This is a genomic window from Cryobacterium sp. TMT2-42-4 (genome assembly GCF_004402645.1).
Classification (GTDB): Bacteria; Actinomycetota; Actinomycetes; order Actinomycetales; family Microbacteriaceae; genus Cryobacterium; species Cryobacterium sandaracinum.
Genome location: NZ_SOFT01000024.1, coordinates 140731 through 158366, shown reverse-complemented (window position 1 = coordinate 158366; position 17636 = coordinate 140731). Strand labels below are relative to the sequence as shown.

Annotated in this window: 13 protein-coding genes; 8 read left to right on the top strand and 5 right to left on the bottom strand. The window is 68.0% G+C overall.

Annotation, left to right across the window (positions count from 1 at the left end):
* Positions 1-18: 18 nt before the first annotated feature.
* The 4 genes from E3O18_RS08485 to E3O18_RS08470 all read left to right on the top strand — a co-directional run bounded on the left by E3O18_RS08485 (position 19) and on the right by E3O18_RS08470 (position 8444).
* Positions 19-2322, top strand: a complete 2304-nt coding sequence (locus tag E3O18_RS08485) for an EAL domain-containing protein (protein ID WP_134417902.1) — start codon at positions 19-21, stop codon at positions 2320-2322.
* Positions 2319-4622, top strand: a complete 2304-nt coding sequence (locus tag E3O18_RS08480; protein WP_134417901.1) for an EAL domain-containing protein — start codon at positions 2319-2321, stop codon at positions 4620-4622. The genes E3O18_RS08485 and E3O18_RS08480 overlap by 4 nt, the downstream gene beginning before the upstream one ends.
* Before the next feature lie 6 nt (positions 4623-4628).
* Positions 4629-7880: a cation-translocating P-type ATPase gene (locus E3O18_RS08475; RefSeq protein ID WP_241978154.1), complete on the top strand. Its 3252-nt coding sequence runs from the start codon at positions 4629-4631 to the stop codon at positions 7878-7880.
* Between the two features lie 63 nt (positions 7881-7943).
* Positions 7944-8444 carry a DUF6328 family protein gene (locus E3O18_RS08470; RefSeq protein WP_134393561.1) on the top strand — a complete coding sequence of 167 codons (501 nt, stop codon included), beginning with the start codon at positions 7944-7946 and terminating at the stop codon, positions 8442-8444.
* 68 nt (positions 8445-8512) lie between these two features.
* On the opposite strand, the gene E3O18_RS08465 is transcribed toward E3O18_RS08470, so the two are convergent.
* Both E3O18_RS08465 and E3O18_RS08460 read right to left on the bottom strand, forming a co-directional pair.
* On the bottom strand, positions 8513-9166 hold the full coding sequence (locus E3O18_RS08465; RefSeq protein ID WP_134417899.1) for a thermonuclease family protein: 654 nt from the start codon (positions 9164-9166) through the stop codon (positions 8513-8515).
* Positions 9167-9249: 83 nt separating this feature from the next.
* Complete coding sequence (locus tag E3O18_RS08460) at positions 9250-10197, bottom strand: DarT ssDNA thymidine ADP-ribosyltransferase family protein (RefSeq protein ID WP_166784907.1); 948 nt, start codon at positions 10195-10197, stop codon at positions 9250-9252.
* Positions 10198-10384: 187 nt separating this feature from the next.
* On the opposite strand from E3O18_RS08460, the gene E3O18_RS08455 reads away from it, so the two are divergent.
* Positions 10385-12667 (top strand): FdhF/YdeP family oxidoreductase, encoded by a 2283-nt coding sequence (locus E3O18_RS08455; RefSeq protein WP_134417897.1) that lies wholly within the window; start codon positions 10385-10387, stop codon positions 12665-12667.
* A 94-nt stretch (positions 12668-12761) separates the two neighbouring features.
* On the opposite strand, the gene fmdA is transcribed toward E3O18_RS08455, so the two are convergent.
* Genes fmdA through E3O18_RS08440 form a run of 3 tightly spaced genes read right to left on the bottom strand, consistent with a single transcriptional unit; the run spans position 12762 to position 15017 of the window.
* Complete coding sequence (gene fmdA, locus E3O18_RS08450; protein WP_134393557.1) at positions 12762-14018, bottom strand: formamidase; 1257 nt, start codon at positions 14016-14018, stop codon at positions 12762-12764.
* A 36-nt stretch (positions 14019-14054) separates the two neighbouring features.
* Complete coding sequence (locus tag E3O18_RS08445; protein WP_134393556.1) at positions 14055-14345, bottom strand: zinc ribbon domain-containing protein; 291 nt, start codon at positions 14343-14345, stop codon at positions 14055-14057.
* Positions 14346-14363: 18 nt separating this feature from the next.
* The gene (locus tag E3O18_RS08440; RefSeq protein WP_134393555.1) at positions 14364-15017 is read right to left on the bottom strand and encodes an AmiS/UreI family transporter; all 654 of its coding nucleotides are present in this window, start codon (positions 15015-15017) and stop codon (positions 14364-14366) included.
* Between the two features lie 120 nt (positions 15018-15137).
* Between E3O18_RS08440 and E3O18_RS16110 the strand changes: the two genes are divergently transcribed.
* The 3 genes from E3O18_RS16110 (at position 15138) to E3O18_RS08430 (ending at position 17594) form a co-directional block, all read left to right on the top strand.
* On the top strand, positions 15138-15446 hold the full coding sequence (locus E3O18_RS16110; RefSeq protein ID WP_166784895.1) for a hypothetical protein: 309 nt from the start codon (positions 15138-15140) through the stop codon (positions 15444-15446).
* A gap of 424 nt (positions 15447-15870) precedes the next feature.
* Positions 15871-16965 (top strand): S-(hydroxymethyl)mycothiol dehydrogenase, encoded by a 1095-nt coding sequence (locus E3O18_RS08435; protein WP_134393553.1) that lies wholly within the window; start codon positions 15871-15873, stop codon positions 16963-16965.
* Positions 16965-17594 (top strand): MBL fold metallo-hydrolase, encoded by a 630-nt coding sequence (locus tag E3O18_RS08430; protein WP_134417896.1) that lies wholly within the window; start codon positions 16965-16967, stop codon positions 17592-17594. Before E3O18_RS08435 ends, E3O18_RS08430 begins: the two co-directional genes overlap by 1 nt.
* The last annotated feature ends 42 nt before the right edge of the window (positions 17595-17636 follow it).

Sequence of the window (17636 nt, the reverse complement as noted above, 5' to 3'; positions counted from 1 at the left end):
AGATAACGTGGGGGTTCCGTGCAGTTGAATTCAGGGGCGCCCTACGGCCGCCTAGTTCGAGGTTTCTTTACCAGGAGCGCCTCCTGGCCCGCCTGGCTGATGGCCGTGTTCCTCGGCAGCTACGTCATCGGCCTGCTGATGCCCGACGACGGGTTCCACCTCTTCGTCGACGGCTGGCTGGCGTCCCTCCTGAAGTTGTCCTTGGTCGTCGTGTGCTGGGCCGCCGTGATGCGTAAGCGCTCGCGGAGCCGAGTGCGGATCGCGGCCAACGGTCTGACGCGATTCCGGCATCCCGAACTCCTGCTCACGGCCGCGGCGGTCACCATCATCGCGATCGTCGATTCCTACTCCTTGTGGATGCTGATCTGGGGCGCCGAGATGTTCCCCCGCGTGAGCGAGGTCGGCTACTTGCTGTTCTTCGCCCTCATGCTGGCCGTGCTGGTCATCATGGTGCGCCGCCAGCTGCGCGGCATGGTCTGGTCGGTGGTGCTGGACAGCGCCATCGGTGCACTCGGCGCGGCCTCGGTGCTGGCCGTGCTGCTCGGCCCGATGGCGAACTCACTCGACGCGGCCGGGGCGAACAAGGCCATCGCCGCCGCCGTCGCCTACCCGCTGTTCGACCTGCTGCTGGTTGCCGTCGTCGTCGCGCTCACCACCTCGCAGGGCCCGATTGCCGGCCGCCGTTGGATCCTCCTCGTCTTCGGCCTGCTGATTTTCACGTCGACCGGTCTCGTCTTCGCGATGCTCGAAACCAGGTACGTTCTCGGCACTCCTCTGGACGCCGGCTGGGCCGTGGGGCTGGCCCTGATCGCGGTGTGGGCGGATGCCTCGTCGCGGCCCGATCTGGTTCAGAACAACTCCTCCAACGGCGTGGCGGCCCTGGCGCTGCCGGCGGTGTCGACCGCAGCCGGCCTGGGTGTGCTGCTCCTCGCCAGCCAGACGCCGGTTCCCCACATCGCGGTCGGGCTGGCGGCGGCGACCCTGGCCCTCGCAGCCGTTCCCCTGGTCTCCCGGCAGGTGGCCCTGCGTCGCCAGTCCAAGACCGACGAACTGACCGGTCTGCCGAACCGGCGTGCGCTGTACGCCGAGGTCTCGTCGAGACTGGCCGACGACAGGAGCCGGAACCGGGCGCTGCTGCTGCTGGACCTGGACCGCTTCAAAGAGGTCAACGACAGCCTCGGGCACGACGCCGGCGACCGGTTGCTCGTGCAGGTCGGCCGTCGTCTGCTGGAAGGAATGCGGTCCGGTGACCTGCTCGCGCGGTTGGGCGGCGACGAGTTCGCCATCCTGCTCGAGCACACCGACCAGGTGGAGGCCGAGGCGGTGGCCAACAAACTCCGGGCCACCCTGGCCCAGCCGTTCACTCTGGAAGGCATCTCCCTGCAGACCAGCGCGAGCATCGGAATCGCCCTCTACCCCAACCAGGGCGATGACCTGACCGCACTGCTGCGCAAGGCCGACATGGCGATGTACAAAGCGAAGGCGACCCACAGCGGCCACCACGTCTACCGCAGCGCGGACAACCGCCACGGTGACGCCCGGCTGCGCACCCTGCAGGAGTTGCGCCTCGCCCTGACCGAGGACCAGCTGGTTCTGCACTACCAGCCGAAGATCTGCCTGAAGACCGGATTCGTCTCCGGCGTCGAGGCCCTCGTGCGCTGGAACCACCCCGAGCGGGGCCTGCTGTTTCCCGACCAGTTCCTGACCCTGGTCGAGGAGGCCGGCCTCATGCACGCGCTGACCCAGGAAGTTCTGCGGAAGGCGTTGGACCAGTCCGTGCTCTGGTCGGCCCAGGCCCGCACCCTGACGGTTGCGGTGAACGTGTCCGCCAGCTCACTGATCGACGCCGATCTGCCCGAACGGGTGGGCACCATGCTGTCGGCCCGCGGGCTTCTGCCCACCGCGCTGATGCTCGAGATCACCGAGGACTTCCTGATGGCCGACCGCGACCGAGCCCGGGACATCCTGACTCGGTTGCGCGCCAGCGGTATCCGGATCTCGGTCGACGACTTCGGCACCGGATACAGTTCGCTCGCCTATCTTCGTGACCTGCCCATCGACGAGCTCAAGCTGGACCAGTCCTTCATCTTCCCGATGGCCGACGACGCCCGGGCCGCCGCGCTGGTGGCCTCCACGATCGACCTCGCGCACGGCCTCGGCCTGAAAATGGTCGCCGAGGGCGTGGAGAACAGCGTCGCCTACGACGAGCTGGTGCGCTACGGCTGCGACTTCGCCCAGGGATACTTCATGTCACGCCCCATCTCCGCCGCGGCACTCGACGAGTGGCTGATCGCCCGGCAGAGCGCGGCGGCCCTGCCATGACCGGCAGCACCCGTGAGCGGTTCCGCTTCGGCGCGCTGACGCTCATGCTGGTCCTGGTCATCGCCTATACCCTCGGTCTGGCCCTGAAGGGCGATGACTTCAGCCCGCTGGTCGACGGCTGGCTCGCCATGCTCTCGGTGTGGGCACCCGTGCTCGTGGGCTGCGCCGCCGTCTACCGGGTCGGGCGCGGGCAAATCGAGGTGGGCCTCGCCACCGCCGCTCTGACCATGAACGCCCTGGCGGACGCCTATTACCTCGTCAGCGCGGATGCCGACGGTGTGTCACCGTTCCCGTCGCCGGCCGACATCGGCTATCTGCTGTTCTACCTGCTCCTGCTCTGGGCGCTGGCGGTGCTCGTGAACCGGCAACTGCGCGGATCGGCCTGGTCCGTCTTCCTGGACACCGCCGTGGGTTCGCTGGGTGCCGCCGCAGTGCTGGCCGTCATCCTCAGCCCCGTCTTCGATTCCGCCGCCGCGGACCCGCTCAGCCTCGGCGCTGTCATCGCGGCCGCCTATCCGGCGCTCGACCTGCTGGTGGTGGCGGCGATCGCCGGGATCGTGGCGTCGCACGGCCCGGATGCCGGCAAGCGCTGGATGCTCCTCGTCGCCGGCCTGGTGGTCTTCGCCGGCGCCGACACCGTCTTCGCGCTGCAGGGTGACCTGTACAGGGTGGGCACCCCACTCGACGCGACCTGGAACATCGGGGTCGTACTGATTGCGCTCTGGGTGGACAGCACCTCCCTCCCGCGCCCGGTGCGGGATCGCAGGGCCACGGCCACAACCGTGTCCGCTCTGGCCGTGCCGATGGTGTCGACGATCGCCGGACTGGGGGTTCTGATCCTCGCCAGCCAGGTCACGGTGTCAAACCTCTCCGTGGTCCTGGCCGGGGCAACCATGACGCTGGCGGTAGTGCCGCTGGCCGGCCGGCAACGGGTTCTGAACCTGCTGGCGCGAACGGACGACCTCACCGGTCTGCGCAACCGTCGCGCATTCAACGCGGACGTGCCCACCCGCCTGGCCGCGGTCGAGGGCCGGAAGAATGCCCTGCTGCTGCTGGACCTTGACCGGTTCAAGGAGGTCAACGACAGCCTCGGCCATGACGTCGGTGACCGGCTGCTGATCCAGGTCGGCATCCGTTTGAACCGGCAGCTGCGTGCCGGCGACCTCCTGGCCCGCCTCGGAGGCGACGAGTTCGCGATCCTGCTCACGGACTCCGCGCGGGAGGATGCCCTGACGGTGGCCGTCAAACTGCGTGCCGCGCTGGCCGAGCCGTTCATTCTGGAGGGCATCACGCTGCAGACCAGCGCCAGTGTCGGGATCTCCCTCTATCCCGACCAGGGCAAAGACCTGACGGCGCTGCTCCGCAAGGCCGACATGGCCATGTACAAGGCGAAAACGAGCCGCAGTGGCCACCACGTGTACGACAGCGACGACGACAGCCATGGCGAGACCCGGCTGCGCACCCTGGCCGAACTGCGCCTCGCTCTCATCGATGAGCAGCTGGTGCTGCACTATCAGCCCAAGGTCGACCTCGGCAGCGGGGCGGTGCGGGACGTCGAGGCCCTCGTGCGCTGGAACCACCCCGAGCGCGGCCTGCTGCCGCCCGATCAGTTCGTGCCGATCATCGAGGAGGCCGGGCTGATGCACACTCTGACGCAGGTCGTGCTGCGGCAGGCGCTGGACCAGGCGGTGCTCTGGCAGGCGCAGGGGCGTCCGCTGACCATCGCCGTGAACCTGTCGGCCAGCTCACTGGTCGACACGGAACTGCCGGACCGGATCGGTGCCATGATCGCCGCCCGCGGTCTGCCCTCGTCGATCCTGGCCCTGGAAATCACCGAGGAATTCCTGCTCAATGACCGGGGCCGGGCCCGCGGCATCCTCACCCGGCTACGCGAGCAGGGCATCCGCATCTCCGTCGACGACTTCGGCACCGGCTACAGTTCGCTCGCCTACTTGCGCGATCTGCCCATCGACGAGCTCAAGCTCGACCGATCCTTCGTCTTCCCGATGGCCGGCGATGCCCGAGCCGCGACCCTGGTGTCCTCGACGATTGCGCTGGCCCACAGTCTGGGGCTGCGCATGGTGGCCGAGGGCGTGGACAGCGGCGCCGCCTACGACCAGCTGGTCGGCTTCGGCTGCGACTTCGCGCAGGGCTTCCACCTGTCGCAGCCGGTTTCCGCCGCCGCGCTGGACACCTGGCTCGCCGACCGACGAGTCGCAGATACCGAGTCGGCGCACGCGCGTGACGTCGCACCCGCCGTGCCGCCCGGTGACCTTGTCGCGGAGCCAGCCGAGGTGTAGGCCTGTTTGCGCACCCTGTCCACGATCGGGGTGGGGGCGCATCCGTCGGACACGCCGCCCTACGATCAGATGAGCTTCCGCTTCAGGGGCGGGTTCCCCGGCTACGCGTTGGAGTTCGTGCCCGAACTCGACGGTGACGCCAGCGGACTGCCGATCCCCATGCCCGGCACCAGCCGCATCCTGCGGGTCGTCTTCACCGCGGCGCAGGCGCACACCGAACAGGGCCAGTCGAGCGTCGACTCGGCGCCGCCCGCCTTCATCGACTACGACGCGATCACCCGCTACGCTCCGGCCGGAGACTTCGAGGGCTACGTGACCTACGGGATCGGCGTCGGCCGCCCGGCCCCGGTTCTACACTGGGTGAAGCCGCGGGCCAGACCGACCCGGCACTCCCGGAAACGAGGAACCCACCCGATGGACGCGTCTGCTCAATCGGAGAAATCAGCTCAATCGGAAGAACCGAACCCGATCGACCGTCTCGCGGTCGATCCCGCCGTTACCGATGCCACCGAGATCGCCCGCCGGCTCGAGACCGACGCCGCCCGGGGCCTCACCGGCGCCGAAGCCGCGCGCCGCCTCGTGGCCGAGGGCCCGAACGAGCTGCGCGGCGTGCGCCCGGTGCCGTTCTGGCGCCGGATCCTGGCCCAGTTCAACGACCCGCTGATCTACCTGCTGCTGGTCGCCACCGCGGTGTCGTTCGGCGCCTGGCTGATCGAGGGGGCACCCGGCCTGCCCGTGGACGCCATCGTGATCGCCGTGATCGTAGTGCTCAACGCCGTGCTCGGCCTGGTGCAGGAGGCGCGCGCCGACAACGCCGTGGCCGCCCTGTCCACCATGACAGCGGCATCCTCGACCGTCCTGCGCGACGGCCTGCTCGCCACCGTGCCCAGCACTGACCTGGTGCGCGGCGACCTGCTGGTTCTGGGTGAGGGCGACAGCGTGGGGGCGGATGCCCGCCTCACCGAGGCGAGTTCGCTGCGGATCGCGGAGGCCTCCCTCACCGGCGAAAGCGAGGCCGTCACCAAGAACCCGCGCACCCTTCCCGCCGCGGCCGCCCTCGGCGATCGCCTGAACATGGTCTTCAAGGGCACCGCCGTCAGCCAGGGCGTCGGCCGCTGCATCGTCACCGGAACCGGCATGGACACCGAGGTCGGCGCCATCGCCACGATGCTTGACCGCACCGAGGCTCACCCCACCCCGTTGCAAACCGAGATCGGCCACATCGGCAGGCTGCTCAGCGTCGTCGTGATCGCGATCGCCACGGTCGTGATGCTCACCGTCGTGCTCGTGCAGGGCGTGTCCACGCCCGCCGACTTCGTGACCGTGTTCCTGCTCGGGGTGTCCCTCGCGGTCGCAGCCGTTCCCGAGGGGCTGCCGGCGATCCTGTCGGTGATCCTCTCCATCGGGGTACAACGGATGGCGCGGCAGAACGCCGTTGTCAAGAACCTGAAATCCGTGGAGACCCTGGGCTCCGCATCCGTGATCTGTTGCGATAAGACCGGCACGCTGACCCGCAACGAGATGACGATCCAGCAGCTGCTGACCGCCTCCGGCCGGGTAGACGTGACCGGGGTGGGCTACCGCCCCGAGGGCGAACTGCGCCAGGGCGCCGAGCCGCTCACAGACCCGGCACTCCGCTTTGAGGCCCAGCTGGTGCTGGGCGTCGGTTCCCTCGCCGGCAACGCCCAGCTGACCGAGCAGGACGGCGAGTGGGAGATCCAGGGTGACCCCACGGAGGCCGCGTTCCTGGTGGCCGCGGCCAAACTCGAGGGCACCACCGAGCACATGGCCCGGTTCGAACGTCGGGGTGAGATGCCCTTCACCTCGGAACGCAAGATGATGTCCACCCTGCACCAGGCGACCGGCGACGGCAGTCTGCGCATCTTCAGCAAGGGCGCGCCCGACGTGCTGCTCGAGCGCTGCGCCTACGTGCAGGTCGGCGAGACGGTCGTACCTCTGACCGCCGAGCAGCGGCCACGGTTGCTCGCCGACATCCAGGCGCTCTCGGCCCAGGCCTTCCGCACCCTGGGTGTCGCCTACCGACGCGCCGACGAGAACACGGCCCCGCTGGACGAGGCCGACGAGCAGGGCCTGATCTACGCCGGGGTGGTCGGCATCATCGACCCGCCCCGCGCCGAGGTGACGTCAGCCGTCCAGGAAGCCCACCGGGCGGGCGTGCGCGTGATCATGATCACGGGCGACCACCCCGCCACGGCCGCGCGGATCGCGAGCGACCTGGGGATCGTCGAACCGGGGGCGACGGCGCTGGCGGGAGCAGACCTCGACCACCTCGACGAGCCGGGGCTGCGGGAGGCGGTGCGCGGCACATCCGTGTTCGCCCGCGTCTCCCCGCGGCACAAGCTGCGGATCGTCGACGCCCTGCAGGCCAACGGCGACATCGTGGCGATGACCGGCGACGGCGTCAACGACGCCCCGGCCCTGAAGTCCGCCGACATCGGCGTGGCCATGGGCATCACGGGCACCGAGGTGACCAAGGAGGCCGCGAAGATGATCCTGGTCGACGACAACTTCGCCACCATCGTCGCCGCGGTGCGGGCCGGCCGGGTCATTCTCGACAACATCAAGAAGTTCCTGCGGTACCTGCTGTCCTCGAACATGGGCGAGGTGCTCACCGTGTTCCTCGGCGTGCTCCTCGCCGGGGTGCTGGGCCTGACCGGCGCCAGCAGCGAGACCGTGGTGCTGCCCCTGCTGGTCACCCAGATTCTCTGGATCAACCTGATCACCGACTCCGGTCCGGCCCTGGCGATGGGCGTCGACCCGGAGATCGACGACGTGATGGCCCGCCCCCCGCGCGGGATCAACGACCGTATGATCGACCTGCGCATGTGGGTGGGCATCATGTCGACCGGCCTGGTGATGGCGGTGGTCACCCTCGCCACGATCGACCTGTTCCTGCCCGGCGGGCTGCTGCCGGCGCTGGAACCCGGCACCGACGGCCTCACCGTGGCCCGCACCGCGGGGTTCACCACCCTGGTCTGCGCCCAGCTGTTCAACACGCTCAACGCGCGCTCCGAGCTGACCACCGCGTTTCACCGGCTGTTCGTGAATCCGTGGCTGTGGGGGGCGATCCTGCTTGCGATCCTGTTGCAGGTGGCCGTGGTCGAACTCCCGCTCCTGCAGACCGCGTTCGGCACCACCTCGATGGACCCTCTGCACTGGGCTGTCTGCGTGGGCATGGCATCCGTCGTGCTGTGGGTCGAGGAACTGCGCAAGTGGATCCTGAGGGTGCGCGCCTGACCTCGCCCGTTCCGTGCTCGCCGCGTGCGATCACGTTTTCGCAAAGCGCATTACGATCGGGGCATGAGCCTGTCAGGACCACCGGAACCCACGGCGACGGAGCCGGCATCCGCGCCCCGCCGCAACGAAACGGATGTCCAGCGCCTCGACCGCAATTGGCTCTCGCTGTTGCAGGAGCTCAGGGTCACCCAGACGGGCACCCAGATCGTGGGTGGTTTTCTGCTCGCCCTCGCCTTCCAACCGCGGTTCACCGAACTCGACCTGTACCAACTGACCGTGTATCTGATTCTTGTCGCCACGGCCACCACCACCACCGTTCTGGCGCTCGGGCCGGTCAGCCTTCACCGGCTGCTTTTCGGGAAGCATGCGATGAAGCAGATCGTGCGGATCGCCGACGTGCTCGTGCGGGCCACACTGGTCGGTGTCGCCGTGATCCTCGCCGGCACCACCCTGCTGGTCTTCGACGTGGTGCTGGGCCGAACGGCCGGTCAGGTGGCCGGGGCCGCGGTGCTTCTGGTCATCGTGGCGGTCTGGCTGGTCCTGCCGCGCCGGGCGAAGCGCTGAGGACGACGCGCTGAGGACGACGCGCGGGCGACGACGGGCGGGGATATCGGTGGCACGGCGCCGCCGCATCAGCAGGCGCCCCACTGGCCCGCGCCCGCCGTCGTTGCGGCGTCCTCGGCCGTACGCAGCAGCGGGTAGTGCGCGTCATTCGGCGGGATCATCAGCGACTCGGCGGCGCCGCCGGCGACGAGCTCGTAGTTGACGAATCGCCCGTCCTCGGTCCAGAGATAGAACAGGCTACGGCCGTATCGGTCGGTCGGGTCCTGGTCGGCGGTGACCCAGGTGCGGCTGCCATCGGGGAGGAGTGCCCGCAACTGCTCCGTGGCCTGATCGCCGAAGCATTCGGCGCTGTCCCCCACCTCCGGCGTATCGATTCCGAGCAGTCGTACTTTGACGGCATCCGTCGTCGCCACCAGGGCGTTCGGCTGGTCCGTTCGCAGAAAAAGCGTGTCACCATCGTGCACATGTTCCACGGTCATCGGGACGGCTCCGCTCGGTCGCGCGGGGATGCCGCCGACCGCTGCCTCGGCGGCGCCGTCCGCCACGGTCGCCACCGGACCGGTGCTCTCGCCGGTGCTCTGGCCGGAGCCTTGGCTCACCGAGCTCAGCAGGCTCCCGAACTCGGTCGCCAGGAATCCAGACTGTTGCACCCAGGCGAAGCCGAGTACTCCGAGAACGAGAACACCGATCGGCACGCGCGAGCGGCCCTGTCGTCTACCCATTCCCCGAGACTAGGGCAGAGCCGGACAGAACCGGACAGGGCAGGGCAGGCCGGGGCGAGAGGGTGCTCCGGACGTCTGACCGGCTAGGGCGCTGCGGTTTCCTCCACGGCGTGGAACCACGGCGGGTATACGACGACCTTGGGCTTGTGCGCCGCGGCGGCGAGGATCGTGCGCACCGCGTCGCGCACCTTGTCGTTGGCGACGCCGACGAGCGTGACCAACTCGAACGGGAACGACTCGGTGACGAGCAGCTCCGCCTCCCGGATCTTCTGTGATTCCTGATCGGCGCGCAGCGAACGCAGCATGCGGTCGGCAGTCTCGGGAGCAGCGCCGAACCTGGTCAGGGCCCCGGCGGCATCCCCGTTGGTCACCGCGACGCTCGCTGCGACGGTTTCCTCGGCGCCGGCCTGGGCATCGAGGAGCTTCTTGACCGTGCTGACCAGAATGACGAAGTCGTACGTCGGGGAGCGGTGCGCCTCCGGCGACAGGCGCGGATCGTTGGATTCGGTGAGGAGGCTGTCCCACAGGCGCGCATTGGGCGAGAGGAAGAACGGCACGTAGCAGGCGACGCTCGCGCTGTCGTCTCCGGCGACGAGCGCGGCACGCCGGGCCGCGCGCTGCGGTGCCGACGACAGGTCGACGGCCGGCCGGGCGGTCCAGGCGTCGCTCGCGTCGGCAAGCAGGCGCCCGCTGTTCAGGATGCCGGCGAGGTTACGGATGTGGGTGACGTGGTAGATCCGCTGCTCACCGACGTTGTCGTGGGAGGATTTCGTGCTCCTGACGGGCTTCACGGTGCTGGCAGCCTTGGCGGTGGCCTGCTTCGCGGTAGCGGTCTTCGCGCTCAGGGTGGGGTTGGGTCCGCCCAGGGTGACGGTGCGCGGTGACGGCGAACTGCGAAGCGACGGTGCGCGTCCCGTCGATTTGCTCCGGCTGGCGCGGGTGGCCACGCCGGGCACGATTTCGGGAGCGGCCTTCGGGAAGCAGCTGGCGCAGAGGCCACCCTCGAGTCCATGGATGCATTCGTCGCTCAAACTAGAAAAACCTTTCGTGTGCGTGGCCCCCACACTCTTCAAGTCCGATGCTCGAAGACCACATATCAACGGTACGGTCATTTCTGACCTCGTAGTGACCGATGGGGGGAATCGTTGGACCCATTTCGGACTGAGGGCGCGTCGCACATGCCTTGCCGCTCCCGGCAAGGGATGCTACTACCGATGTATGAGCAGCATTGACGATATCGACGAGGACAAGATCAAGGTCGGCACACCCCGGGAGTGGGCGGCGGGGGTGCCCGGCGTCACCCATGCGATGGGGCCGGCTTTCCGGCAGATGGGTGTGCCCCGCAGCCTGAAGGCACTGACCGCGATGAACCAGCGAGACGGCTTCGACTGCATGAGCTGCGCCTGGCCGGATCCCGATCGGCGCAAGATATTCGAATTCTGCGAGAACGGCGCCAAGGCGGTGACCTGGGAGGCAACCCCGGTCACGGTTCCCGCCGAGTTCTGGGCCCAGAACCCGATCAGCGAGTTGCTCACGAAGTCGGAGTACTGGCTCGGCATGCAGGGCCGCCTCGTGCAGCCGGTGCATAAGCCGGCCGGGTCCGAGCACTACCGGCCGATCACCTGGGACGATGCGTTCAACCTGATCGGCGAGACCCTCCGCGGGCTGGACTCGCCCGACCAGGCGGCCTTCTATACGAGCGGCCGCACGTCGAACGAGGCTGCCTTTCTCTATCAACTGTTCGTGCGCGCGTTCGGCACGAACAACCTGCCGGACTGCTCGAACATGTGCCACGAGTCGACCAGCCACGCGATGGCGGAGACCGTCGGGATCGGCAAGAGCACCGTCACCTACGCCGACTTCGCCCGTGCGGACCTGATCATCATCATGGGACAGAACCCGGGTAGCAACCATCCGCGGATGCTCACGGCGCTGGAAGAGGCGAAGGAGGCGGGCGCCGCCATCGTCGCCATCAACCCGCTCGTGGAGGCCGGGCTGATGCGCTATAAGAACCCGCAGCGGGTGCGGGGCGTCATCGGGGCCGGAACCGTGATGGCCGACCAGTACCTGCAGATCCGGCTCGGCGGCGACATGGCCCTCATGCAGGCCCTCTCCCGCCGGGTGCTCGACGCCGAGGCCGCCCGGCCCGGAACCGTGCTCGACCATGAGTTCCTGCGTGAGAGCTGTGTCGGGCTGGAGGAGTTGCGCGAGCACCTCGCCCACCAGGATGACGATGCGGTCCTGGCGGCCACGGGGTTGCGCGCGGCCGAGATCGACGAGCTGGCCGACCGGTATCTGCGGGCGGAACGGGTCATCATCACTTGGGCGATGGGCATCACCCAGCACAAGAAGGCCGTGCCGACCATCCGGGAGATCATCAATCTGCTCCTGTTGCGCGGCAACATCGGCAAGCCCGGCGCGGGCGCGTCCCCGATCCGTGGGCACAGCAATGTGCAGGGCGACCGCACCATGGGCATCTGGGAGAAGATGCCACCGGTGTTCCTGGATGCCCTGGAACGAGAATTCGGGTTCGACCCGCCCCGCGTGGACGGCCTGGACAGCGTGAACTCCATTCGCGCCATGCAGGGCGGCCTGGTCAAGGTCTGGATCGCCCTGGGCGGCAACCTGGTCGGCGCGATCTCCGACACCGTCGTCGCCGAGGCCGCAATGCAGAAGACGGCGCTGAGCGTGCAGATCTCCACCAAACTGAACCGGTCCCACGCGGTGGTCGGCGAGCAGGCGCTGATCCTGCCGACCCTGGGCCGCACCGAAATCGACCTGCAGGCCACCGGCCCGCAGTTCGTGTCGGTTGAGGACACGGTCTCCGCGGTGCACTCGTCCACCGGCCTGCTCCCACCGGTGTCGGATCAGCTGCTTTCCGAGGTGGCCATCGTGTCGCGCCTCGCCCGGGCCGCCCTGGACGGCACCGCCTCGATCGACTGGGCCGGTTTCGAGAGCGACTACGACATCATCCGTGACCACATCTCGCACGTCATTCCCGGCTTCGCCGACTTCAACCAGCGCATCCGCCAGCAGGAAGGTTTCTCCCTCCCCCATGCTCCGCGCGACCTGCGCACGTTCCCGACCCCCAGCGGCAAGGCCCTGCTTACGGTCAACGAACTCGAGCCCCTCGAACGGCCGCCGGGGCGTCTGCTCCTGCAGACGCTGCGCTCGCACGACCAGTTCAACACCACGATCTACAGCCCCAACGACCGCTACCGGGGCATCAAGAACGGCCGCCAGGTCATCTTCGTCAACCCGGAGGATGTCGCGGAGCTGGGTCTGATCAGCGGCATGCTCGTCGATGTGCACAGCGAGTTCAGCGACAACGTCGACCGTGTGCTGCGGCGGCTCCGGCTCGTCGCCTACCCGAGCGCCCGCGGCTGCGCCGCCGCCTACTTCCCCGAGGCCAACGTGCTGGTGCCCCTGGATTCCACCGCGGAGGGCAGCAACACCCCCGTCTCCAAGGCGGTGCTGGTGCGACTGGAACCCTCGCGCTGACCAGATACACACCCTGACCAGAACGAAAGCGGGGCGCCCGATCCGCTGGACCGGGCGCCCCGTGTATGGGTAGTGTCGTGCTGCTAGCTCACCCTCACTTGTTGTTCGACCTTGGTGCGCCGATGCCTGGATCGATCTGGTGCGGCCCGGCGGCGGAGGGCCGCACGTCGAAGTCGAAGATCGCCGTGGGGATGTAGACGGTGGAGCAGGAGTTCGGGATGTCCACCACTCCCGACAGCCGGCCCTCGATCGGTGCGGCGCCGAGGATGATGTACGCCTGCTCCGGGCTGTAGCCGAACTTCACCAAATAGTCGATCGCGTGCAGGCAGGCCCGCTGGTAGGACAGGTGCGAATCCAGGTAGCGCTGCTCTCCGTCGAGGGTCACCGAGGTCCCCGAGAACGCCAGCCACTCGCTGTACCGAGGGTCGACGTTACCGGGCATGAAGATCGCGTTCTCACTCACGCCGTAGGTGTCCATCCCGCCCTTGATGAGGTCCACCCGCAGGTCGATGAACCCGCCCATCTCGATGGCGCCGCAGAACGTGATCTCACCGTCACCCTGGGAGAAGTGCAGGTCGCCGAGAGACAGGTTGGCTCCGTCGACGAACACCGGGTAGAAGATGCGGGTGCCCTTGGACATGTTCTTGATGTCCTGGTTGCCGCCGTTCTCACGGGGCGGGGCGGTGCGAGCCGCTTCGCCGGCCACCCGGTCGAACTCGGATGCGGCGAGGCTGCCGAGCACCGCGAACTGAGGCTCGGGCGGCAGCGCCAGTGGCGGAACCCGGTTGGGGTTCGTCTTGATCAGGTCACCCTCGCGTTTGTTCCACTTCGCGAGCAGCTCGGCCGACGGCGCAGTGCCCATCAGACCCGGGTGGATCAGGCCGGTGAAGGAGACGTCGGGTACGTGGCGGGAGGTCGCGGTCTGGCCGGTGAAGTCCCAGATGGCCTTGTAGGCATCCGGAAACTGGTCGACCAGGAAACCGCCGCCATTGTTCTTGGCGAAGATGCCGGTATAGCCCCAGCCCTGCCCGGCGAGGGGTCCGGCATCCTCCTGCGGGATCGGGCCGACATCGAGGATGTCAACGATGAGCAGGTCTCCCGGCTGAGCACCCGCGACAGCGAAAGGTCCACTGAGCTTGTGCACCGTCATCAGCGGTGCGTTCAGGATGTCGTCGGCCGAGTCGTCATTGACGATCGCACCGTCGAACCACTCCCGGCAGTCGACCCGGAACGATTCTCCCGGCTTGACTGTGGCCACGGGAGGAATCTCCGGGTGCCATCGGTTGTGGCCGACGAGCTCCTGGTCCTCGAATTTCTTGCTGGAATCCAGGGGAAATATTTTCTTGGGCATGTCGTCTCCTGTACTGGTCGAGCCGGACCGGACTGCTTAGGGCCGCGGCAGTTTCTGATGAAGCGGATTGGACGTGTAGCGCGGGGTCTGGCCCGTGCGCACCCCGGGCTTCTTCGAATCGACGACGGCCGGTTCGTGTGCGCTGCGACTGGCCGCGTCGATCAGCGCGAACGCCGACGAAGCCGTCCGGGAGATATGCGGGGCGGTGATCCGGCGCCGGGCGTCGCCCCGACAGGTCGGGCAGGCCACGACATCCGGCGCCGTGCCCATCGGAAGAATCAGCTCAAAGCTCAAGCAGTCGGCGCACAGGAACTCGTAGATGGGCATGGAGGTTGCGTTCCCTTCTCAGGCGGGCCGGGTCGACGCCGCGGGCCGGGTCGACGCCGCGGGTTCGGTCGATTGCCGCGTGGGGACGGGGCCGTGCCCCAGCACCCACGCCACCCCCAGTGACAGCGCGGCGGCGAGCGCCACGATCAGCGCATAGCCCGTGTTGGTGTCGTATTCACCGAGCAGCAGCAGGAACGCGGGGATCGTTCCGGTCATGTGGCTGATGAAGATGGTGAACCAGCCGGTCGTGCGGGTCAGAGACCCCCTGCCGAGGCCCAGCACGAGGAAGAAAAGGAACCAGAGCACCGCCCAGATGAGCCAGATGACACCGAAAACGGGGTCCTCCAGCAGGGTGAACTGAAGAATGCCGATGACCGTGGCGCAGAAAACCACGAACAGCGAGAACCAGCCGAGGCCCTCCCCACTGATGCCCGTGAACTGCAGAATCGCTACATAGAGGTACGTGAAGCCGAAGAGGTAGAGCCCGGACGCCCCGAAAATGGTGGACAGGTCGCCGTCGGCTCCCAGGATGATCAGCGTCGGGAAGATCACCTGCATCCCGCCGACGAAGAAGTTGAGGATTCCGGCCGACTTGCCTGGAATCACCCCCACCAGCATCAGGCCGTTGATGAAGAGAACGGCCCCCACGTACAGCAAACCCACTGCGCCCATCAGAGAACTCCCGTGCTCAGGAGCAGTCGCAAGACTCGTCACAACCGCTCGGTTGGCGGAGACCGCGCTCGAACACCAGTCACGGTAGACCGGGCCCCCGGGGGGTGTCAACGGAGGCAGATGAAGACCAGACTGAGCCCCCGCCCGGTGAGAAACGACACCGACATGGACAGCAGGACCACGAAGCTCACGGCTGTCGCGGCGCTCGTCGGCACCGTCGGCACCGTCGGCACCGTCGGCACCGTCGGCAGCCGGCCGATGGTGGTGCGTGCCGGCCGGGACGCAGACCGGGTCCAGAACCCGGCCGACGTCAGGTGTCCCGAGCGGGGGTGTCACAGCACCGATCCGGTGCCGGAGCGAGTGCTGCCGCGCCGAGCGCATCCGTTGCGATACTTGAAAGTTCGTAGTCAGAATTGTCAATTTTCCTAGACATCCGGGTTGCGGTCTGCCTACACTGGAAGCTTGCGAATGCCCTTCTCTGGGCTGGGGAACCCGTTTGCAGAATCGAAACTGAACTCCGAGTGAACGACGACAAAGTGCTCCCCACACCGACCTGCGCTTCCTGCTATGACCCGATGGCGCCGGTCGGCGGCGACTGGTGGTGCGATCACTGCCAGGAGTTCGCTTAACCGGTCGCGCCTCGGCCGGTTGCGTGGCTCCGCGCGCGACATCCGCACCGTGAACCCCTAACGAATTTGACTGCGATTTTGTCTCTACGAGCCTGTTTCGGACCGAAACGGGTTCTCTCTGCCACACTCTCCGTCGAGTTGGTGAGACAGGGCGGGGCAGGGAGTTTAGGTAGTGTGGTTGGGTTCCACCACCGCCTGTCCGGGCACCAACCCAGAGGAGTCCCATGTCGATCACCGTTAAAGGCGTCATCGCTCGATCGAAGGGCGCGCCGGTGGAGCTTGTCGACATCGTCATCCCCGACCCCGCTCCCGGTGAGGTCGTCGTCGAAATCGAGACCTGCGGCGTCTGCCACACCGACGTGCACTACCGTGAGGGCGGAATCAACGACGAGTTCCCATTCCTGCTCGGCCACGAGGCCGCCGGCCGGGTCAGCGTCGTCGGCGAGGGCGTAACCCACGTCGCCGTGGGCGACTTCGTCGTGCTGAACTGGCGCGCCGTCTGCGGCGACTGCCGCGCCTGCAAGCGCGCCGAGCCCTGGTACTGCTTCAACACCTTCAACGCCACCCAGAGGATGACCCTCACCGACGGCACCGAGCTCAGCCCCGCTCTCGGCATCGGCGCATTCGCCGAGAAGACCCTCGTGCACGAGAAGCAGTGCACCAGGGTCGACCCTGCCGCCGACCCTGCGGTCGTCGGACTGCTCGGCTGCGGCATCATGGCCGGCATCGGGGCCGCCATGAACACGGGCAACGTGACCTGGGGCGACTCGGTCGCCGTGATCGGATGCGGCGGCGTGGGCAACGCGGCGGTCGTCGGGGCCCGGCTCGCCGGGGCATCCGTCGTCATCGCGATCGACCGCGACGCGAAGAAGCTCGTGACCGCCCAGACGCTGGGCGCCACCCACACCATCGACTCAGCCGGCCTCGACGAGGACGGCGTGGTCGCGGCCGTGCAGGCACTGACCGGCGGTTTCGGTGCGGATGTCGTGATCGACGCCGTCGGGCGTCCCGAGACCTGGCGGCAGGCGTTCTACGCCCGCGACCTGGCCGGCACCGTCGTGCTGGTGGGCGTGCCAACCCCCGAGATGATGCTGGAGATCCCGCTGCTCGACGTGTTCGGCCGGGGCGGTGCTCTGAAGTCGTCCTGGTACGGCGACTGTCTGCCGGAGCGCGACTTCCCGATGCTGACCGACCTCTACCTGCAGGGCCGCTTGCCGCTGGACGAGTTCGTCAGTGAACGAATCGGAATCGGACACATCGAGGAGGCCTTCGCGAAGATGGCCCGCGGCGACGTGCTGCGCTCCGTGGTCGTGCTCTGATGACGGCGCGGATCGAACACCTCGTCACCTCAGGCAGCTTCAGCCTCGACGGCGGCACCTGGGACGTGGACAACAACGTCTGGATCATCGGCGACGACGACGAGTGCGTCGTGGTCGACGCGGCCCACGACGTCGACGCCATCCTCGCCGCGGTCGGCGACCGCAAGCTGGTGGGCATCCTCTGCACGCACGCGCACGACGACCACATCGGTGCCGTCGCCGGGGTGCAGGCCGCGCACACCGCGCCGACCTACCTCCACCCCGACGACATGATGCTGTGGGACCGGGTCTACCCGGATGCCCCGCCGAGCCGTCCGCTCGAGAACGGCCAGCGCATCCGGGTGGCCGGTATTGAACTCGAGGTGCTGCACACGCCCGGGCACTCCCCCGGCGCCGTCTGCTTCTATGCGCCCGCGCTCGGCACTGTCTTCAGCGGCGACACGCTGTTCCACGGCGGACCCGGCGCGACCGGCCGGTCGTTCAGCGACTTCCCCACGATCCTCGCCTCGATCAAGGGCAAGCTGCTGATGCTCCCGGCGAGCACCGTCGTGCTCACCGGCCATGGCGAGTCGACGACAATCGGCGCCGAGGCCGGGCATCTGGATGAATGGATCGCCCGCGGCCACTAGGTCGTGACCCGGAAAGACCGCCCGGGACATCCGGCGAGCGGC

Bases quoted from the DNA above. Each gene is read 5' to 3' on its own strand.
- E3O18_RS08480 (WP_134417901.1), top strand. From the start codon at position 2,319: ATGACCGGCAGCACCCGTGAGCGGTTCCGCTTCGGCGCGCTGACGCTC.
- E3O18_RS08470 (WP_134393561.1), top strand. From the start codon at position 7,944: ATGAGCCTGTCAGGACCACCGGAACCCACGGCGACGGAGCCGGCATCC.
- E3O18_RS08465 (WP_134417899.1), bottom strand. From the start codon at position 9,166: ATGGGTAGACGACAGGGCCGCTCGCGCGTGCCGATCGGTGTTCTCGTT.
- E3O18_RS08455 (WP_134417897.1), top strand. From the start codon at position 10,385: ATGAGCAGCATTGACGATATCGACGAGGACAAGATCAAGGTCGGCACA.
- fmdA (WP_134393557.1), bottom strand. From the start codon at position 14,018: ATGCCCAAGAAAATATTTCCCCTGGATTCCAGCAAGAAATTCGAGGAC.
- E3O18_RS08445 (WP_134393556.1), bottom strand. From the start codon at position 14,345: ATGCCCATCTACGAGTTCCTGTGCGCCGACTGCTTGAGCTTTGAGCTG.
- E3O18_RS08440 (WP_134393555.1), bottom strand. From the start codon at position 15,017: ATGGGCGCAGTGGGTTTGCTGTACGTGGGGGCCGTTCTCTTCATCAAC.
- E3O18_RS16110 (WP_166784895.1), top strand. From the start codon at position 15,138: ATGAAGACCAGACTGAGCCCCCGCCCGGTGAGAAACGACACCGACATG.
- E3O18_RS08435 (WP_134393553.1), top strand. From the start codon at position 15,871: ATGTCGATCACCGTTAAAGGCGTCATCGCTCGATCGAAGGGCGCGCCG.
- E3O18_RS08430 (WP_134417896.1), top strand. From the start codon at position 16,965: ATGACGGCGCGGATCGAACACCTCGTCACCTCAGGCAGCTTCAGCCTC.